General features: G+C 49.3%; 19 protein-coding genes. 12 read left to right on the top strand and 7 right to left on the bottom strand.

Annotation, left to right across the window (positions count from 1 at the left end):
- Positions 1 to 31 precede the first annotated feature (31 nt).
- The 3 genes from ACXAH4_RS14610 to ACXAH4_RS14620 form a co-directional block, all read right to left on the bottom strand.
- Entirely contained in the window at positions 32 to 736 is a 705-nt protein-coding gene (locus ACXAH4_RS14610; RefSeq protein WP_474882403.1) for a GNAT family N-acetyltransferase, read from the bottom strand.
- Between the two features lie 167 nt (positions 737 to 903).
- Complete coding sequence (locus tag ACXAH4_RS14615) at positions 904 to 1,443, bottom strand: DUF3833 domain-containing protein (protein ID WP_474882404.1); 540 nt, start codon at positions 1,441 to 1,443, stop codon at positions 904 to 906.
- On the bottom strand, positions 1,440 to 1,970 hold the full coding sequence (locus tag ACXAH4_RS14620; protein WP_474882406.1) for a chalcone isomerase family protein: 531 nt from the start codon (positions 1,968 to 1,970) through the stop codon (positions 1,440 to 1,442). Before ACXAH4_RS14620 ends, ACXAH4_RS14615 begins: the two co-directional genes overlap by 4 nt.
- A gap of 111 nt (positions 1,971 to 2,081) precedes the next feature.
- Between ACXAH4_RS14620 and ACXAH4_RS14625 the strand changes: the two genes are divergently transcribed.
- The 4 genes from ACXAH4_RS14625 (at position 2,082) to nspC (ending at position 5,957) form a co-directional block, all read left to right on the top strand.
- Entirely contained in the window at positions 2,082 to 2,984 is a 903-nt protein-coding gene (locus tag ACXAH4_RS14625; protein WP_474882408.1) for a 1-aminocyclopropane-1-carboxylate deaminase/D-cysteine desulfhydrase, read from the top strand.
- A 129-nt stretch (positions 2,985 to 3,113) separates the two neighbouring features.
- Positions 3,114 to 3,515, top strand: a complete 402-nt coding sequence (locus ACXAH4_RS14630) for a hypothetical protein (RefSeq protein ID WP_119502260.1) — start codon at positions 3,114 to 3,116, stop codon at positions 3,513 to 3,515.
- 94 nt (positions 3,516 to 3,609) lie between these two features.
- Positions 3,610 to 4,812, top strand: a complete 1,203-nt coding sequence (locus ACXAH4_RS14635) for a saccharopine dehydrogenase family protein (RefSeq protein ID WP_119502261.1) — start codon at positions 3,610 to 3,612, stop codon at positions 4,810 to 4,812.
- Positions 4,813 to 4,826: 14 nt separating this feature from the next.
- Positions 4,827 to 5,957, top strand: a complete 1,131-nt coding sequence (gene nspC / locus ACXAH4_RS14640) for a carboxynorspermidine decarboxylase (RefSeq protein WP_474882410.1) — start codon at positions 4,827 to 4,829, stop codon at positions 5,955 to 5,957.
- Between the two features lie 128 nt (positions 5,958 to 6,085).
- Here the strand turns inward: nspC and ACXAH4_RS14645 are convergent, their stop codons facing one another.
- Together ACXAH4_RS14645 and rsmI are read right to left on the bottom strand one after the other, a co-directional pair.
- Positions 6,086 to 6,352 (bottom strand): hypothetical protein, encoded by a 267-nt coding sequence (locus ACXAH4_RS14645; RefSeq protein ID WP_303572802.1) that lies wholly within the window; start codon positions 6,350 to 6,352, stop codon positions 6,086 to 6,088.
- Between the two features lie 102 nt (positions 6,353 to 6,454).
- A complete protein-coding gene (gene rsmI, locus ACXAH4_RS14650) occupies positions 6,455 to 7,297 on the bottom strand; it encodes a 16S rRNA (cytidine(1402)-2'-O)-methyltransferase (protein ID WP_474843100.1) in 843 nt (280 codons plus the stop codon).
- A 212-nt stretch (positions 7,298 to 7,509) separates the two neighbouring features.
- On the opposite strand from rsmI, the gene ACXAH4_RS14655 reads away from it, so the two are divergent.
- From ACXAH4_RS14655 to ACXAH4_RS14670, 4 genes are read left to right on the top strand one after another with little or no spacing between them, the layout of a single operon-like run.
- A complete protein-coding gene (locus tag ACXAH4_RS14655; RefSeq protein WP_474882411.1) occupies positions 7,510 to 9,519 on the top strand; it encodes a penicillin-binding protein activator in 2,010 nt (669 codons plus the stop codon).
- A 4-nt stretch (positions 9,520 to 9,523) separates the two neighbouring features.
- Positions 9,524 to 9,868, top strand: coding sequence for a YraN family protein (locus ACXAH4_RS14660; RefSeq protein ID WP_349588611.1), 345 nt, complete (start codon positions 9,524 to 9,526; stop codon positions 9,866 to 9,868).
- A gap of 54 nt (positions 9,869 to 9,922) precedes the next feature.
- Positions 9,923 to 10,522 carry a phosphoheptose isomerase gene (locus ACXAH4_RS14665; RefSeq protein ID WP_119502267.1) on the top strand — a complete coding sequence of 200 codons (600 nt, stop codon included), beginning with the start codon at positions 9,923 to 9,925 and terminating at the stop codon, positions 10,520 to 10,522.
- The gene (locus tag ACXAH4_RS14670; protein ID WP_119502268.1) at positions 10,522 to 11,109 is read left to right on the top strand and encodes a BON domain-containing protein; all 588 of its coding nucleotides are present in this window, start codon (positions 10,522 to 10,524) and stop codon (positions 11,107 to 11,109) included. The genes ACXAH4_RS14665 and ACXAH4_RS14670 overlap by 1 nt, the downstream gene beginning before the upstream one ends.
- A gap of 163 nt (positions 11,110 to 11,272) precedes the next feature.
- On the opposite strand, the gene ACXAH4_RS14675 is transcribed toward ACXAH4_RS14670, so the two are convergent.
- Complete coding sequence (locus tag ACXAH4_RS14675; protein ID WP_119502269.1) at positions 11,273 to 11,911, bottom strand: RpiB/LacA/LacB family sugar-phosphate isomerase; 639 nt, start codon at positions 11,909 to 11,911, stop codon at positions 11,273 to 11,275.
- Positions 11,912 to 12,171: 260 nt separating this feature from the next.
- Between ACXAH4_RS14675 and ACXAH4_RS14680 the strand changes: the two genes are divergently transcribed.
- On the top strand, positions 12,172 to 12,945 hold the full coding sequence (locus ACXAH4_RS14680; protein WP_474882413.1) for an IclR family transcriptional regulator: 774 nt from the start codon (positions 12,172 to 12,174) through the stop codon (positions 12,943 to 12,945).
- Between the two features lie 21 nt (positions 12,946 to 12,966).
- Complete coding sequence (locus ACXAH4_RS14685) at positions 12,967 to 14,376, top strand: MFS transporter (RefSeq protein WP_474882415.1); 1,410 nt, start codon at positions 12,967 to 12,969, stop codon at positions 14,374 to 14,376.
- 82 nt (positions 14,377 to 14,458) lie between these two features.
- Here ACXAH4_RS14685 and ACXAH4_RS14690 read toward each other — a convergent pair whose 3' ends face one another.
- Positions 14,459 to 15,004, bottom strand: a complete 546-nt coding sequence (locus ACXAH4_RS14690) for a hypothetical protein (protein WP_303572795.1) — start codon at positions 15,002 to 15,004, stop codon at positions 14,459 to 14,461.
- A gap of 244 nt (positions 15,005 to 15,248) precedes the next feature.
- Between ACXAH4_RS14690 and ACXAH4_RS14695 the strand changes: the two genes are divergently transcribed.
- Positions 15,249 to 15,920: a GntR family transcriptional regulator gene (locus tag ACXAH4_RS14695; protein WP_119502272.1), complete on the top strand. Its 672-nt coding sequence runs from the start codon at positions 15,249 to 15,251 to the stop codon at positions 15,918 to 15,920.
- A 14-nt stretch (positions 15,921 to 15,934) separates the two neighbouring features.
- On the top strand, positions 15,935 to 16,813 hold the full coding sequence (prpB, locus tag ACXAH4_RS14700; RefSeq protein WP_119502273.1) for a methylisocitrate lyase: 879 nt from the start codon (positions 15,935 to 15,937) through the stop codon (positions 16,811 to 16,813).
- The last annotated feature ends 39 nt before the right edge of the window (positions 16,814 to 16,852 follow it).

Genomic DNA, 16,852 nt, shown 5'->3' on the forward strand with positions numbered 1-16,852 from the left:
AGGAACTTAAACAGCCGTCAAACACATGCCTTTAGTTTTGAAGAAACTCAGCTAATCTTTGCTTTTGTCGCCCTGCTGCATCGAAGTTATCAGACGCAAGCCAGGCTGCATATCCGGCCCGCATTTTTGCATACTCGTAATCCAGGATCGCATACCATGCGGTATCACGGTTTCGCCCCTGTGTGACCAGCATCTGCCGGAAAATGCCTTCAAAAGTAAAGCCGAAACGCTCCGCTGCTGCTCTGGACGGGGCATTTAATGCATCGCATTTCCATTCCAGCCGGCGGTATCCGAGTGTGGTAAACACATATTCAAGCAGCAACGACATCACTTCTGTAGAAATCGCCGTGCGCTGCATCAAAGATGAATAAACCAGATGGCCGGTTTCGATTACGCCATTTGTCACATCGATTCTCATCAGAGAAACGGTACCGGCTGCACGACCTGATACGTTATCGATTATGGCAAACTGATAAGGGTCTTTTTTAGCCTGTATGCTAAGCAGAAAGTCGCGGTATTCCTGCAATGACTCAAACGGTCCGTAAGGTAAATAGGTCCAGCTCCGCCCGTCATCACTTTGCTGAAAAGCATGGAAGAGACTTTCAGCATGACGTTGTGCGTCGAGACGTTCCAGACAGCAAAACTTGCCATCAATGCGTAATGCTTCAGGCGGCTCCACAGGTCGCCAGTCTGGCAAAGCATCGCCAACAGGCTGTCCGTATTCATTCAGTTTCATTTTATACTTTTGCGGGGGTTAATTTGAACTGAAAGTACGCTACCACCGGAGCTGTAGTAAGTGCCACTATTCTTTCACATTAAAGCGCCGTAAGGTGGCGACGACTGAAATTTCAGTCGCCGCTTACCGGCATAGAACAGCATGCAGGACTTTGCAGTTATAAAACTCTATTGCTTCTGCATAAAAATAGTCACTTCCGCCATGGTGATGCCAAATTTCTTTATGTAAGAACGATTCATCATGGTGTCTTCAGACATGCCAAAAAACCAGTCATCAAAGGCAACTTCGTAGGTGGTGTCGTCAACAGGCAAATCCATGCTGTAGGTAAAGTTGAAGGCATTGCCGTAACTGGTGCCCTTTGCGGTGCCCAGAATATCGCCCGCTTCACCGGCGTACCGGCCATTTCCCTGCGGAGTAATGCGCCAGGTACGGTTTGTCACGCCGTCACCGAGCTGATAAGTGAAGACCTCTTCAAGTATGAGTGTATCGCCTTCCTGACGGGCGTTTATGTCGACGATAAAGCGCTGCACCACTTCACCAGAACGGTCCTGCACAATGCCCCAGGCTTTAACGTCACCGCTGAAAAACTGATACAAATCGAATGCAGGCGTTTGCTGACGGTAGGTATCGCCCTCAGGCGCGCCGGCGCAACCTGCCAGTCCTGTAACAAAGGTAACAGCAAGTAAAATACGTAAAATTGATTTCATTTTCTCTCTCCGGTCAGGGCTTTGCGAACAGCAGGCTCTGAGGTGTTTTCCGCCAGCCAGATAGCAAAAAATGCGTCAGTAAACGCTTCTTCCTCAACTTTGCCCAGCGGTTCGTCGTTATAATAAAACTGTGTATTTCCCTGACTGTCAGCCACCCCTGTCAGGCGGTCGCCCTCTTCAACATCAGGAAACAGCGCTTTCATTTCCTTTTCCCAGCGTTCGAGAACGGCTTTGTCAGAGATCCCCTGCCCTTTCATTTCTTTCACCGACCGCTCTGCAATGTCTTTGCCGTTAAAATCACGCAGGTATGTGAGCTCAAGGGCGAACGGTCGCTTGTCCTGCCAACTGCCATCAGCGGTAAACAACCTGATGTCGTATACGTCCCAGAACAAATAGCTGAGCCGTGATTCTCCGGCCAGTTTTGCTTTGTCCGGCCAGAAGCCTCCCTCTGGCTCAGAAACTGGATCTGCAGCGGCAGAATACATAAATACCGACAATGCCAGCGCACCGGCCGTTTTCGTAAACATGGGAAACCTCCGTTATCCGGAACAGGTAACTAATAGTAATTACAAGCTTTGCACCCGGCCTGATCATTCATTAACATCTGTTAATGTAGCTGTTCAAAACAATTTGTATTAATGACCTCACCAATTTCTCTGCACGATACCGGAGAGCTATTGCTGCCTTCACCGTTGCAACCATTCCACCCTGACTGGCCGGGTGCGGATAAACTGAATCTGTATATAAAACGGGATGACCTCATCCACCCGGTCATATCCGGTAATAAATGGCGGAAGCTGAAATATACTTTCAATGCTCTGCCCGCCGGCTGTGAACGTATTATCAGTTTTGGTGGCGGCTTTTCTAATCATCTTCATGCCTGTGGCTTTTTATGTGCATTGTCTGGTTTGCCATTCACGGCGATTGTGCGGGGAGATTACTCAACGAACCTTACTCCCATGCTGGAAGATTTGTATCGCTGGCAGGCGGACATCCACTTCGTTGATAAAAAAACCTACAAACTACGGGATGATCCTGACTGGCTCTCGTCTTTATCTCAACGTTATCCCCGTTCAGTAACCATTCCGGAAGGTGGCAGTCAGCATCTCGCGCTGAAAGGCGTGGCAGAAATAGTTGAAGAATGTGATGTGAAATTTGATCATGTCGTCGTTCCCGTGGGCAGCGGCGCGACTCTGGCAGGGTTAATTACCGCACTAAAAAAACCACAGAGCGCAACAGGCATTGCAGTGCTTAAGGGTGAAGCGTACCTTGAATCACTGGTAGAGAGCCTGCTTCCTCCGGACACCGTGATGCCAGCATGGCAAATTAATCATCAGTATCATTGTGGTGGTTACGGCAAAGCGCCGGAAGAACTGAAAGCGTTTTGTTACGATATGCAGCGCAGCTACAACGTACCTGTTGAGCCGGTCTATTCAGGGAAAATGTTTGCTGCCGTTAAAGATATGATTGCCAACGGTCAATTTTCCTCTGGTTCTGCTGTGTTATTAGTGCATACTGGAGGTCTTCAGGGCGCACGGTAATGTGATCTGAACGGGCACTTTCCCCGTTTGAATGCACATATTCTGTCTGCTGAAAGGTTATGTGCAGGGTTATCTTTTTCGTTGAATTTTTACTCTTAAAAATCAACACGTTTTATCAGGAGAACCAGATTGATTAATAATCCGCAACAATTGCCCGAACCACTGCAATTGCTGGTTAACCGCTCACTTCATCTTTGTGAACTTATGCTTCCTCACTGCAGCGCGTTGTATCCTTTTGCTGCAATTTATGAAGATGGCCGCGTCGGCTGCCTGTTTGCTGACGACCGTTGCCACGGCGAAAATGAAAGTTACCTTATCGAACAGCTTCAATGGCGAATCATCGATACCACCACTGATACTGACAGCTACAGTGTGCTGGTATACGCCGCAACCGTTACCACAGACAGACACAAACAACTCAACGCCATTGCCATCAATGCCGGTCATCCAAACGGCGATGAAACTATGCTACTGTATCCCTACTTCCGGGTCGGGAAAAAGATTGTGGTATCCCCGCCAATTCCGGGCTGAAAAATTGCTGGTTACCGGCTAACTTTGCTTGCCAAAAAGTTGATGTCTGCTAGCATTCAGCGCAAATTTACCTAACGTCACGGGAAATAAAAATATGTCTCGCGTTTTAATTATTGGTGCTGGCGGTGTTGCCGCTGTAACAGTGAAAAAATGTGCCCGCCTGCCAGAATATTTTGATGAAATTTATCTGGCCAGCCGTACTGTATCCAAGTGTGAAGCCCTGCAAAAAGAAGTCGGTGCTGATCGCGTAAAAGCGGTTTATGCCGTTGATGCAGACAATGCTGCAGAAGTTGAAAAACTGATTAACGAAGTAAAGCCTGACTTGCTGATCAATCTGGCACTGCCGTACCAGGATCTGCCAATCATGGACGCGTGTCTGGCAACCAAAACAGATTACCTGGATACTGCGAACTACGAACCCAAAGACGAAGCTAAATTCGAATACAGCTGGCAATGGGCTTATCAGGATAAGTTCAAAGATGCCGGCATTATGGCGTTGTTAGGCTCAGGGTTTGATCCCGGCGTAACGAACGTATACACCGCTTACGCTGCAAAGCACTACTTTGACGAAATCCATTATCTGGACATCGTTGACTGTAACGGCGGCGACCACGGTCAGGCATTCGCGACTAATTTTAACCCTGAAATTAATATCCGTGAAATCACTCAGCGCGGCCGTTTCTGGGAAAATGGCGAATGGAAAGAAACTGATCCGTTGAGCGTGCGTGAAGATCTGGATTACCAGAACATTGGTGTCCGTGCGTCTTACCTCATGTTCCACGAAGAGCTGGAATCGATTGTTAAGCACTTCCCTACCCTGAAACGTGCCCGTTTCTGGATGACGTTCGGTGATGCTTACCTGAATCATCTGCGCGTGCTTGAAGGTATCGGTATGACCAGCATTGAGCCTGTGGATTTCCAGGGTCAGAAAATTGTCCCTCTGGAGTTCCTGAAAGCGGTATTACCTAACCCGGGTTCACTGGCTGAAGGCTACACAGGTCAAACGTGTATCGGTACCTATATTACCGGAGTAAAAGACGGCAAAGAGAAAACTATCTTCATCTACAACAACTGTGACCATGCAGTCTGTAATGAAGAAGTGGGCGCACAGGCTGTATCGTACACCACCGGTGTTCCGGCCATGATTGGCGCAATGATGATGCTGCAGAACAAGTGGAAAGCGCCAGGCGTATGGAACATGGAGCAATTTGATCCGGATCCGTTCATGGAGCAGCTGAACATTCACGGTTTACCGTGGCATGTTATTGAGTGTGACGAAAGTCCGTTCAAACGTTAATTGGAGACAACAGGTTGACTGATTTAACACAGCGAAATGATATTCTTTCTCCCTGCTATGTGCTGGAAGAGGAAAAGTTAATTCGTAATGTGACGTTGATGAAGCGTGTTCAGGACGAATCCGGCGTGCGTATTATTCTTGCGCTCAAAGGGTTCTCTATGTGGTCCAGCTTTGACATCATCAAACCTTACCTGCACGGTGCAACAGCAAGCTCAGTATGGGAAGCTAAACTGGCCGCGGAGATGGGCAAAGAAGTCCATGCATACTCTCCGGCTTACAAGCAGGCTGATATTGCTGAGCTGAAAAATCTGGTCAACCATATCTCGTTTAACAGCATCAATCAGTGGCATACCCACCGTGAAGCGCTGGGCGGCATATCCATGGGATTACGTATCAATCCTGAACATCAGGAAGCTGATACCCCGTTATATGACCCGGCTGCCCCCGGCTCCCGCCTGGGGATCCGTGCTTCTGAGCTTGAAGGTGTGGATTTAACAGGTATTGAAGGTTTTCATTGTCACAACCTGTGTGAGTGTGATTCCTTCGCCACTGAACGCACATTGAAGGCCATTGAGGCACGGTTCGCTAAATGGCTGCCGTCGCTGAAATGGCTCAATCTGGGCGGTGGTCACCTGATGACCCGTGCCGGTTATGATGTTGAGCATTTAATTGCAACGCTGAAAGACTTCAAAGCCCGTTATCCTCACCTCGATGTAATTATGGAACCCGGTTCTGCCGTTGCCTGGCAGACCGGACCATTGATCGCCGAAGTAGTCGATATTGTTGAGAATGAAGGCAAAATTGCCATTCTTGATATTTCCGCCACTGCACACATGCCGGACGTTCTGGAAATGCCTTACCGTCCTGCCATTTTGGGTGCCGGTGAACCGGGCGAAAAAGCTCACGACTACCGTTTAGGCGGCAACTCCTGTCTGGCGGGTGATGTGATTGACACCTATTCCTTTGATAAACCGCTGGAAATTGGTGACCGTTTGCAGTTTGAAGACATGATCCACTATACCATGGTGAAAACCACGTTCTTCAACGGCGTTGAGCATCCGGGGATTGGTATTCTGCGGTCAGACGGAAACTTTGATCTGATCCGTCAGTTCAGCTACGAAGATTTTAAAGGCCGTTTGTCTTAAAACGTGCCGGCAATAAACGAAAAGACTGCCTTGAGAAATCAGCAGTCTTTTTTTATGCCTGCAAGCTGAACTCCGCCGGCGGGCTCACAGCAGGAAATCCGTGACGCCCTGGTGAAAAAGAACGAGGGTTAGATAACGCAGCTACCGCGGCAGATACCGGTGTGACTGACGCGGTCATCCAGCAGCAATTCTCCGTCCAGAAGAATCTTAAACTCCGTCCCTTCCGGTGCACTGATACTGTACTCCAGCCCGTACATGTGCTCTTCGTGCACATGGATCTTCGCTTCTTTATGCGGGTAAATCAGATCATAGACACCATCATCGTTACGCTCGGCCACTACGTCGAGCATCCATGTTCCCTTGTTGATTTCGATAGACAACGTCTTTTCAATCATGGTCGCTCCTGTTTTCCTTGATTACTATGCAGATTTGTATCCACATGCATGAACTGCGGATCAATAATCTGCATCCGTGATGGGTGTTTCTCCGTTTTCCGGTTATTCCCCATCCATCTCCAGACCAGCCTGATACAGCGCATTCTTTTTAAGGTTATAGTGTTCCGCAACAATGGCTGCCGCTTTTTTCAAAGGCAACAACGGCTTAAGTGACGCCAGTAGTGATAATGCTTCCGGCGGCAACGCTTTTTGTTGAGCAGCAGCCGGGCTGATCATCAGTACAAATTCCCCTTTCTGACGCACCGGATCTTCCTGCAACCACTCAGCCACATCTTTAGCTGCACCATCAACGTAAGTCTCAAAGGTTTTGGTCAACTCCTTAGCCAGCACAATATGACGGTGTTCGCCAAGGGTCTCACAAACATCCTGTACAGTATCCAGTACCCGTCTTGGCGCCTCGTAATACACCGTTGTGAATGTCCGTTCGCACAACCCTTCCAGTACCTGTTTACGCGGTCCGGTTTTGGGTGGCAAAAAGCCTTCGAACATAAATTTATCGGTGGGCAAACCGGAAGCACTCAGCGCGGTTATCGCGGCACAAGGGCCGGGTAATGCCACAACAGGGATCCCCTCTTCACGGCACCGGCGAACCAGTATAAACCCCGGGTCGCTGATAAGAGGCGTACCGGCATCACTGACCAGAGCAACAGCTTCCCCGTCTTTTAAACGCTGGCATAACATGGCAGTGCGTTTATCTTCATTATGCTCATGCAATGACAGCGTGCGTGTATTCACGGAAAAGTGCTGTAACAGTTTATGAGTATGCCGGGTATCTTCTGCTGCAATCCAGTCCACTTCCGACAAAACGGTTAATGCCCGGGGTGAAATATCATCCAGGTTGCCAATCGGAGTGGGAACAATATAAAGCGTTGCAGATTCAGACATAGTGTTATCTCATACAAAATAAAAAGCGCAGGTGACTGACATTAGCGGCGGCGCTGAAACCGGCGTAGCGGATGCATAGCCCGTCGGGCAGCCTGGCAGGAGCTGTTGTATCCGGATTGTAGCATGACGAAGGGACAGTTTATCGCTGCAAACATAGATTTTCTGTGTGTTTTCGTTACACTGACGTGGTTTCTCATCAGAAGGAATTTTCGGTGAATTTGTCTGCAGGTTGCCTCCGCTTCTCACAACTCACTCTCATTGCCAGCGCGTTAGTACTCGCCGGTTGTGGCAGTACACCTAAAACCGTGCAATCCCGCACGCCGGTTGAATCAAACACTCAGTTACCTGTAGTAAACATAGACGACTCTCCGGAGTCGCTGATTAAGAAAGCGCGGTCTGCATGGGAGGACAACCATGATGCCGTTCAGCGTAACCGCTATCTGCTTGATGCCGCAGACTTGTACCTGCAAGAATATGAAAGCAATAAAGCACAGGCAATACTGCTGTCATTAAAAGAAGATGGCGTAGCAGAAGAAAACCGCCTTCGTTTGAATTTCCTGATTGCAACTTTGTATAACGGCGATGACGCTGCCAGCGATGACGAATTACTGTCACTGCTGTCTCCTCTTGCTACAGCCGGTGATCTGAAGCGCCGTCAGCAGGCGCTGCGTGCAACGATACTTGAGCGTAAGCATGACTGGACGGGAGCAGCAGAAGCGTATGCAGAATCACTGGAGCCTTCTGCAGAAAGTGTGGAGAAAATCTGGACACTGGTTAACCGTGCCACATCGTCTCAGCGACAACAGGCTCAGACCTCCTCAGCCACTCTCCGGCCTTACCTTGCTCTGTATGACCTGGCAGCAACGGAAGGTTTGTCTCCGGCAGGCTTGAGCCGCGCACTGGTTCAGTTCAATCAGGTTTATCGCGGACATCCTGTTAGTGAGTATATGCCAGCCAGTGTCGTTGCCGGTGCAGAATTACGCACAGAGCAACCCCGTGAAGTTGCCGTATTATTGCCTTTAAGCGGCAAACTTGGCGCAACGGGCACAACAATTAAAGAAGGTTTGCTTTCTGCCTATTACGACCAGGCCAGTGCTCTGCGCGCGGGTGAACAGCCGGTATCACTGAACTTTATTGATACACAGAACAAAACAGCGGATGAATTGCTTAGCGCAATTCATGGCTACAAATGGGTGATTGGACCGCTACTGAAGGAAAATGTCGAAGGCATTATGCACCGTATTCCTGCCGGCACTCACCTGCTAGCCCTTAACCGCGCCGACGCGGTAGCAGCCGGTGATAACCAGCAAAGCGTAACAGGTAATACGTTGACGTCCGACGTCCCTTCGCTGGCAGACATCACTGAACAGGCCGGGAATGCCCTTGATCTTCAGCCCGCAGCCAACAGTCAGCAGGCTTTCTTTGCCCTTGCACCGGAAGATGAAGCAACCCAGCTTGCTGATTATATTTACCAGAACGGATTTAAAACGCCAATCGTCGTTTCTGCCCGGAACAGCATCAATCAACGTATGGAAACTGCGTTCACTACCCGCTGGCAGGAATTAAATGGCAATAAAGCACAGGGAAAACAGGTTAAATTAACCACCGTGCAATTTACCGACAGCAATAGCCTGCGTGAAGGCATTACTCAGTCGCTGGACGTGGCTCAAAGTCACGACAGAATTAAGCAGATTGAGTACATGGTTAACGAAAAACTGTACAACGTGCCCCGCAACCGCCGGGACGTAGACGCCATCATTGTTTTTGCATCGCCTGAGCAGACTGAATTGCTGAACCCCATGGTAGAAGCCAGCCTGAGCCCTTTCAACGGGCAGACAGTGCCGGTTTTCGCCACCTCCCGTTCTATTGAGTATGATGACACCAAAAACCAGTGGCGTGATTTGCAGAATGTGCGCTTCCTGGACATGCCCTGGATGTTGCCACAGCATCAGTGGCAAACCTTGCAAAGCCGCTCAGAAACCCTCTGGCCACAGCGTTCAACGCAAATGTCCAGGCTGTTCGCCTTCGGTGTAGACGCCTATAATCTGCTTCCTTACATGCCATCCATGATGGCTTTACCGCAAACACAACTGTCCGGATTAACCGGTACACTCAGCATTAACAGTCAGGGCGATGTAGTTCGTACCCTGCCCCAAGCAGTGATCAGCAACGAAGCGGTTCAAATGCTCTCCTCCGGAAAGGCTGCCGCACCGGGACGCTGACATTATGGCCACTGCCAGAGATACCGGTTTACGGGCTGAGCAAACAGCCCGCCACTACCTCGAAGGACAGGGCCTGCTTTTTTTGTGCTCAAATTACACTGCGAAAACCGGCGAACTGGATCTGGTGATGCGGGAAAATGACACCCTGGTCTGTATTGAAGTAAAGTATCGCGATGACGACGGCTACGGAAGCGCTGCAGAGTTTGTTACGCCTTCCAAGCTCAGAAAAGTCAAACGCACCTTTGAACATTATATACTGTCATGTGGTCTTAACCCGATACACACACTCGCAAGAGTGGATGTGGTAGCATTGGATGGTGATAAGTTACAATGGCTTAAGAATGTGTGAAAACCGTGAGTGGTTCGCTGAACGTGAACGCCCGCGGACGATCAGTGAAATACTATGATAGAAAAAATAAAAGAAAATTTTACCGAGAGTATTCAAACCAAGATTTCTGCTATCGAGGTATTACCGGAAGCTATTGGTAAAGCCGCGTATATGATGGTTGATGCGCTGATCAGAGGAAATAAAATTCTGAGTTGTGGTAACGGCGGCTCGGCCAGCGAAGCGCAACGCTTTTCATCGGAAATGCTTAACCGGTTTGAAAGGGATCGTCCCAGCCTGCCGGCCATCGCACTGAATACCGATACCTCAACCATGACCTCCATCGCTAATGACGCCAGTTACGATGAAGTGTTTGCCCGTCAGGTACGTGCACTCGGTCAACCGGGTGATATCCTGCTGGCCATCAGCAGCAGTGGCAATTCAAGAAACATCATTGCAGCCGTGGAAGCCGCACTTTCCCGGGATATGACTATCGTCGCACTGACCGGAAAAGATGGCGGTGAAATGGCCGGGTTCCTCAGTGAGCATGATGTTGAAATCAGGGTGCCGTCTAACAGAACGGCGCGAATTCAGGAAGTTCATCTACTTGTGATTCACAATTTATGTGAATGTATAGATGATATATTATTCCCTGCAGATCACGGAGACGAACATTAATGTGGTGTAGTACAAGGAAGGCAGCATCCGCTCTGGTTATATTTTCTCTGCTCAGCAGCGTTCAGGGCTGCGCAGTGGTGGCCGTTGGCGCAGCCGGCGCGTTGACAGCAAAAGTCGCCAATGACCGGCGTACAGTAGGTACCCAGCTGGACGACCAGACCGCAGAAGGTCAGGTGTCCTATCAGTGGTCCAAAAGTGAAGCGCTGAAGAAAGGGGCAAATCTTCAGGTCGATATTTACAACGGTGTCGCCCTCATCACAGGACAGGCTCCCAGTCAGATCCTCATCGATGAAGCCATAGCCGGTGTGGAGAAAGTAGAGTACGTTAAAAAAGTACACAACCAGATCCGCCAGGCAATGCCCATTGACGCCTCGACACAGGCCAACGATATCTGGCTGGCATCAAAAGTAAAAACCAAGCTGGTTGCCGACGAGCGGGTTCCTTCTTTGCAGGTCAGGGTGATTGTTCAGAACAGCGAAGTGTTCTTAATGGGCAGAGTTACAAATCAGGAAGGCACCTACGCGGTCGACATTGCCCGTAACGTAAATGGTGTTACACGAGTCATCCGCGCCTTCGAGATCATGTAAGCGTCAGCTTATCCGGGTCGGATACAGACAAATAAAAAATGCTGGCAGTGCCAGCATTTTTTATGAGTAGTCGTTTTTTAAGTTACTTATTATCCGGTTTATTTATTCCCAGCTTTAACTTCCGGGCCAGATAATTTTTAACTTATTTTGTCCGCTGCGTGGATTAACTGTTTACCACTTCCTTAACAAAGGCACTCAGCGCTTCGTCCTGACTGTTACTGAAGAAACATTCCTGGAACTGCGCACCGCCGGTTGCCGTTTTCAGTAAGTCTTCAGGTAAGGCTGCCAGTGCTTCAAGGATTGGCTTGTTTGTCGCCGCCTTCACATCATTCAGAATGATGGCATTGGCATTCTGTGATTCACGACGCTCCGGCGGATAACCCAGCCCGGTCTCACCGGTAAACGCTTTTTCGAACATATAGCGCACATTCAGTTCTGCACCCCAGCCAAAACCCTTAGCAAAAGGCAATGCCAGCGCGTTACCGTTATTAATCTGAGCAAACAGATAGGCATCAGCGGGATCGATACAATAGCCACAAACAACACCCGGCCAGGCGTTCAGTGACATCAGCGCGCCCTGCCCTGTACCGCAGCCTGAAATAACAAAATCAACCGCTTTGCTGTTCAGCAATAAAGCGGAAATAATACCCAGATGGATATAAGTCAGACGGTGGTCGTTGTCATCTTTCATTCCCACATTGAACACTTCGTGACCCTGCTCAGCAGCCACAGACTCAAGTTGTTCAAGTACAACGGCGTTTTTGGACGCCTGACTAAATTCATTCATTAATGCAATACGCATGGAAAATCTCCAAACAAAATTATGGCGGAAATGGTGGCGATAATTCCCGCCAAAGTAAACGCCAAGCGGTGTGTTTCGCCGTTTCGTTTCATATATGGAAAAATCCTCTCAAAGGTAATCCTATCAGCAAAGTCGGCGTCTTATGAAATAACATGTACAATAGTGTTTCTGCGGATTCAGAGCGCCTTCGGGGCGGTTCTTTTGAATGTCATTGCACCGGAGCGAAATTGACATGGCCGCAGACGCACAAAAGGTGAATAATGGATAAATACCTGATCCCCAGCGTAACTCACGCCTGCCAGATCTTTCGCATACTTGCAGCTTCCTCACAGGGCATGACCATGCACGACATTGAGCAGAAGCTCGATTTACCGCGCACGACACTGTTCCGGTTGCTGCGTACCCTTTGCCATGAGCAGATGCTGGTGAAAAAAGGAAAAATTTACCGCTGCGGAAATGAACTGACACGCCTTGGTTTACATATGATCAATGCAGACCATATGCATCAGCTTGCAATCCCGCACATTCAGCGGCTTGCACTGAAAAGTGGTCATACTGCACACCTTGCAGTACCCAATAACGGGAAAGTGCTGATCGTGGAAGTCGTCGACAGCCCGAACCCGCTGATGGTATCGAAACGTCCCGGCGGACAGGCTCAGATGCACTGTTCCTCCACCGGTAAGGTTTTTCTGGCCTTTTTGTACAGAGAGAATCTGGATTTATATATTGCAGAGCATCCGCTGGAACGACATACCGCTTACACGATAACAGACAAAGCCAGCCTGGAAGCGGAACTTCAGCGCATTACGGCTCTCGGCTACGCCGTCGACGAACGGGAACTGAATGAAGATGTGCGTTGTCTGGCGGTGCCGGTGCGGGACAACCGCGGTATTGTCGTGGCGGCAGTGGGGATCACAGCTCCGGCAGTAACTTTCAATCAGGCATCCGTACCTGAAGTCGCAGAGTTAGCGAAAGAAGCTGCCCGTGGTATCTACAGAGATGCTTATCAATTGCGTCGTCAGAACGACGGCTGACCAAAAATTTAAACGGAAATAATGAGTAAATTTGACCGCAAAACAGCAACCGCACTACTGGTTGCCGCCACACTGTTTATGGAAATTCTTGACGCAACGGTGATCAGTACAGCACTGCCCATCATTGCTGCCGACTTCAATGTTGCTGCCGCCCATTTGTCCGTAGGCATATCAGCCTATCTGGTAGCCGTGACGGTTTTCATTCCCATCAGCGGCTGGGCGGCTGACCGGCTGGGTCCCAAAACGGTTTTTTGTGCGGCAATCTGTGTATTCGTGATTGCTTCGGTACTCTGTGCCATCAGTACAAACCTGTATACTTTCACCGGAGCCCGAATTTTACAGGGACTCGGCGGAGCCATGATGGTGCCCGTAGGCCGGCTCGTTGTATTACGGGCGTTACCGAAAAATCAGATTGTAAGAGGCATGGCAATTCTTACCTGGCCTGCCCTCGCTGCTCCGCTCATTGGCCCGGTGCTGGGCGGATGGATCGCACAGACGTTCAGCTGGCACTGGATATTTTTGATGAATGTCCCCCTTGGCATCATCGCTCTGGCCATAGGCATGGTATTGATTGAAAATCATAAAAGTGAGCCGCAGCGCTTCGATGTCACGGGATTTCTTTTAAGCGGGATTGGTTTCGGCCTGTTCATGGCGGGACTGGAATCATTCAGCGGCCGGCCTGACTCTCTGCTGGTGCCCGGCCTTCTCACCTCATGCGGACTCGTTCTGTTAATTCTTACCTTCAGACACATGGCTGTTTCACCCGGCCCGCTTTTTTCACTGAAGGCGATGTCTGTAGCCACATTCAGAATAACCGTTATCGGCGGTTCAGCAATCCGGATAGGCTTATCCAGCGCACCGTTTCTTATTCCCCTGATGCTCCAACTGGCGCTGGGATTCACACCGGTAGAAGCCGGTACGCTGTTGCTCTGGTTATTTGCAGGTAACCTGGCCATCAAGCCGGCAACAACCTGGATCATGAACACATTCGGATTCCGCACTGTACTGTTGGCCAATACTGTATTTATTGCCGCCGGATTCGCCGCTATCGCCCAGTTTGATGCTTCCACTCCGTCATGGTTAATGGCGCTGGTACTCTTTATCAGCGGTATGAACCGCTCAATGCACCTCACCGTTCTGAATACCATCAGCTTCGCAGATATTCCGCAGCATGAAATGCGGGATGCCAATACCTTAGGTGCTGTACTCATGCAGATGACACGTGGTCTGGGTATCACCACCGGTGCCCTCGCCCTTGCGCTGGCCACCGTGATCACCGGCTCCTCAACGGAAAATCCGTCAGTATTTGATTTCAGCCTGACCTTTTACATGATGGCCGCAGTCTCTTTACTTGCGCTCATAGACAGCGCAAAACTACCTGCTAATGCAGGTGATGCTATTCTAAATAAGCGGGCCGCAAAGGTGTCCTGAACCGCTGTATCACTTAAAAGTATAAATTAAAAAAGGCCTGCTTAAAAGCAGGCCTCAAGTAACGACAACTTATCCGGGTAAACTATCTGGCATGTTCACTCGTGATATGAGTTACGTTCGCATTACCATCTTCAACACGTTTAAGCGTTGCCCGCGCCTGCTCAATGTATTTCGGCGGCACAGGTTTTGAAGTTGCATCATCTCTGGCTACAGTTTTCATTGTATTCCACTCTTCAATTCTGGAATCCATAGAGTCTGCCACGCCCAATATGATCGGCCCCCAGCCTGTGAGGTTGAGTTTAAGATAGTAACTCTTACCTGCTTCCAGTTCACCTTCAGCAACAGCCCAATGGCCTTGAAGACTAACCATAAAAGTATGTTTCCCCGGCGTAGTCTGATACTGAATCAACGTGCCAGCTTTAAGTGTGCCAACAAATTCATCACCATCCCACACTTCACTATTTGCCCCATCCGCCATGAAGATAGAACGGCGAACGAAGTTTACTGTAGCCTGATTTTGTTCCGGAGCTTCTCTAAACTCAATTTCCTTCATATTGCCCAAACCTGCGCATCCGGCAAGATTTAGTGTAAGCATCAAAAATGCAGCCATTCCAATAATTTTATACATATACATCCTTATTATAACTACTAAATTTTTTATATTTATTGCCGCAATGCCAGAAGATTGAGATCACCTTCATAGTTTCATTTTGTGGCGAAGGCAGAATACGCATTATCTCATGTCCTCGCAAGAATCCGACTTAAACGAGTATCAGGGATTGTCGACAATCCACCGCCATTTGGTTGACTATCCCTCCAAAACCGCCTACATTGTCGACACTTTAGGCATATTTATTGTGACTGACAGGTTTATGGAACTCGCTTTTGAAAGTCCCGTTACACAGGCGGATCGCACGTTTATCAAGCTTCGCAACGACATTGTTGAAGGGGTCATTCCGTCAGGTTCCAAGTTAAGTGAAACGGAATTGTCGACAAAATACGACGTCAGCCGGGCCATTATCCGTGAAGCAATAAACCGTCTCACCGCCAGCCATCTGGTAGAACGTAAAGCCAATGTCGGCGCACGGGTCGTTACTCTCACTCCGCAAGGTTTAATTGAGCTATACCAGGTACGGGAAGCACTTGAAGGCATGGCGGCGCGGCTGGCAGCACAAAATATGTCAGATCAGGACATTAACGCGCTGCAAGGCCTGCTCAACGATCACTTTGACGAGGTAAAGGGCGGCGAGTCTTATTATCAGGAAGCCGGCGATGTGGACTTTCATTACCGCATTGTTCTGGGCAGCAAAAACACCCATCTTATTACCGTTTTAATTGACGGTATTTATCATCTGGTGCGCATGTACCGCGTGCAGTTTGGTATGGCCGGTCCCCGCGTCACCACCGCTTACGACGAACATCGTCACGTTGTTCAGGCCATTGCCAACCGTGACGGTGAGCTGGCTGAAATGCTCATGCGCAGACACATTTTGTATTCGAAAAACAATATCGAACGCAAGTTACTTATCACATCACAGAGTTAACCGGAGAACAGTTCATGCACAGTGCAGGTAAGAAATTCCGTCAGGCGTTAGCTGACAACAAGCCGTTGCAAATTGTCGGTACCATCAACGCGTACACCGCCATGATGGCAAAACAAATTGGTCATCAGGCAATTTATCTGTCCGGTGGCGGCGTAGCCAATGCCTCATACGGCTTGCCGGATCTCGGTATGACGTCATTAAACGACGTGCTCGTTGATGTGCAGCGCATTACCTCAGCCTGTGATTTACCCCTGATGGTAGATATCGACACCGGTTGGGGCGGCGCTTTTAATATTGCTAAAACCATTCGTGATATGGAAAAGGCCGGTGCAGCGGCGGTACATATGGAAGATCAGGTGGCGCAGAAACGTTGTGGTCACCGCCCTAACAAAGAAATCGTGTCCACAGAGGAAATGGTCGACCGGATCAAATCAGCGGTTGACGCCCGCACCGATCCTGACTTTTTCATTATGGCCCGCACTGACGCCTTCGCACAGGAAGGGCTGGAAAAAGCCATTGAACGGGCAAAAGCGTATGTTGCTGCAGGTGCTGACGGTATTTTCGCAGAAGCCATTCAAACCGAAGCCCACTACCGCGCGTTTGCTGAGGCGCTGGATGTGCCCATTCTTGCCAATATCACCGAATTTGGCAAAACCGAATTATGGAACAAAGCGCAACTCGGAGAATGGGGTGCTGACATGGTGCTGTATCCTTTAAGTGCTTTCCGCGCAATGAATAAAGCCGCTGAACGGGTTTATCAAAGCATACTCACCGACGGCGACCAGAAGGCAGTTGTCGATACCATGCAAACCCGCATGGAGCTGTACGACTACCTGGGATATCACGATTACGAGCAAAAACTCGACGCGCTGTTTTCAAAGTCAAAGGCGTAATACGGCGAAATAAATAACACACCACATTTGACCCTACAC

Source organism: Alteromonas sp. ABV2_168 (assembly GCF_056161165.1).

What these genes read in the sequence shown, in the direction of transcription:
- ACXAH4_RS14670 (WP_119502268.1), top strand. Translation starts at nt 10,522, where the DNA reads ATGTGGTGTAGTACAAGGAAGGCAGCATCCGCTCTGGTTATATTTTCT.
- ACXAH4_RS14675 (WP_119502269.1), bottom strand. Translation starts at nt 11,911, where the DNA reads ATGCGTATTGCATTAATGAATGAATTTAGTCAGGCGTCCAAAAACGCC.
- prpB (WP_119502273.1), top strand. Translation starts at nt 15,935, where the DNA reads ATGCACAGTGCAGGTAAGAAATTCCGTCAGGCGTTAGCTGACAACAAG.
- ACXAH4_RS14690 (WP_303572795.1), bottom strand. Translation starts at nt 15,004, where the DNA reads ATGTATAAAATTATTGGAATGGCTGCATTTTTGATGCTTACACTAAAT.
- ACXAH4_RS14635 (WP_119502261.1), top strand. Translation starts at nt 3,610, where the DNA reads ATGTCTCGCGTTTTAATTATTGGTGCTGGCGGTGTTGCCGCTGTAACA.
- ACXAH4_RS14685 (WP_474882415.1), top strand. Translation starts at nt 12,967, where the DNA reads ATGAGTAAATTTGACCGCAAAACAGCAACCGCACTACTGGTTGCCGCC.
- ACXAH4_RS14620 (WP_474882406.1), bottom strand. Translation starts at nt 1,970, where the DNA reads ATGTTTACGAAAACGGCCGGTGCGCTGGCATTGTCGGTATTTATGTAT.
- ACXAH4_RS14680 (WP_474882413.1), top strand. Translation starts at nt 12,172, where the DNA reads ATGGATAAATACCTGATCCCCAGCGTAACTCACGCCTGCCAGATCTTT.
- rsmI (WP_474843100.1), bottom strand. Translation starts at nt 7,297, where the DNA reads ATGTCTGAATCTGCAACGCTTTATATTGTTCCCACTCCGATTGGCAAC.
- ACXAH4_RS14665 (WP_119502267.1), top strand. Translation starts at nt 9,923, where the DNA reads ATGATAGAAAAAATAAAAGAAAATTTTACCGAGAGTATTCAAACCAAG.
- ACXAH4_RS14615 (WP_474882404.1), bottom strand. Translation starts at nt 1,443, where the DNA reads ATGAAATCAATTTTACGTATTTTACTTGCTGTTACCTTTGTTACAGGA.
- ACXAH4_RS14695 (WP_119502272.1), top strand. Translation starts at nt 15,249, where the DNA reads ATGGAACTCGCTTTTGAAAGTCCCGTTACACAGGCGGATCGCACGTTT.
- ACXAH4_RS14610 (WP_474882403.1), bottom strand. Translation starts at nt 736, where the DNA reads ATGAAACTGAATGAATACGGACAGCCTGTTGGCGATGCTTTGCCAGAC.
- ACXAH4_RS14625 (WP_474882408.1), top strand. Translation starts at nt 2,082, where the DNA reads ATGACCTCACCAATTTCTCTGCACGATACCGGAGAGCTATTGCTGCCT.
- ACXAH4_RS14645 (WP_303572802.1), bottom strand. Translation starts at nt 6,352, where the DNA reads ATGATTGAAAAGACGTTGTCTATCGAAATCAACAAGGGAACATGGATG.
- ACXAH4_RS14660 (WP_349588611.1), top strand. Translation starts at nt 9,524, where the DNA reads ATGGCCACTGCCAGAGATACCGGTTTACGGGCTGAGCAAACAGCCCGC.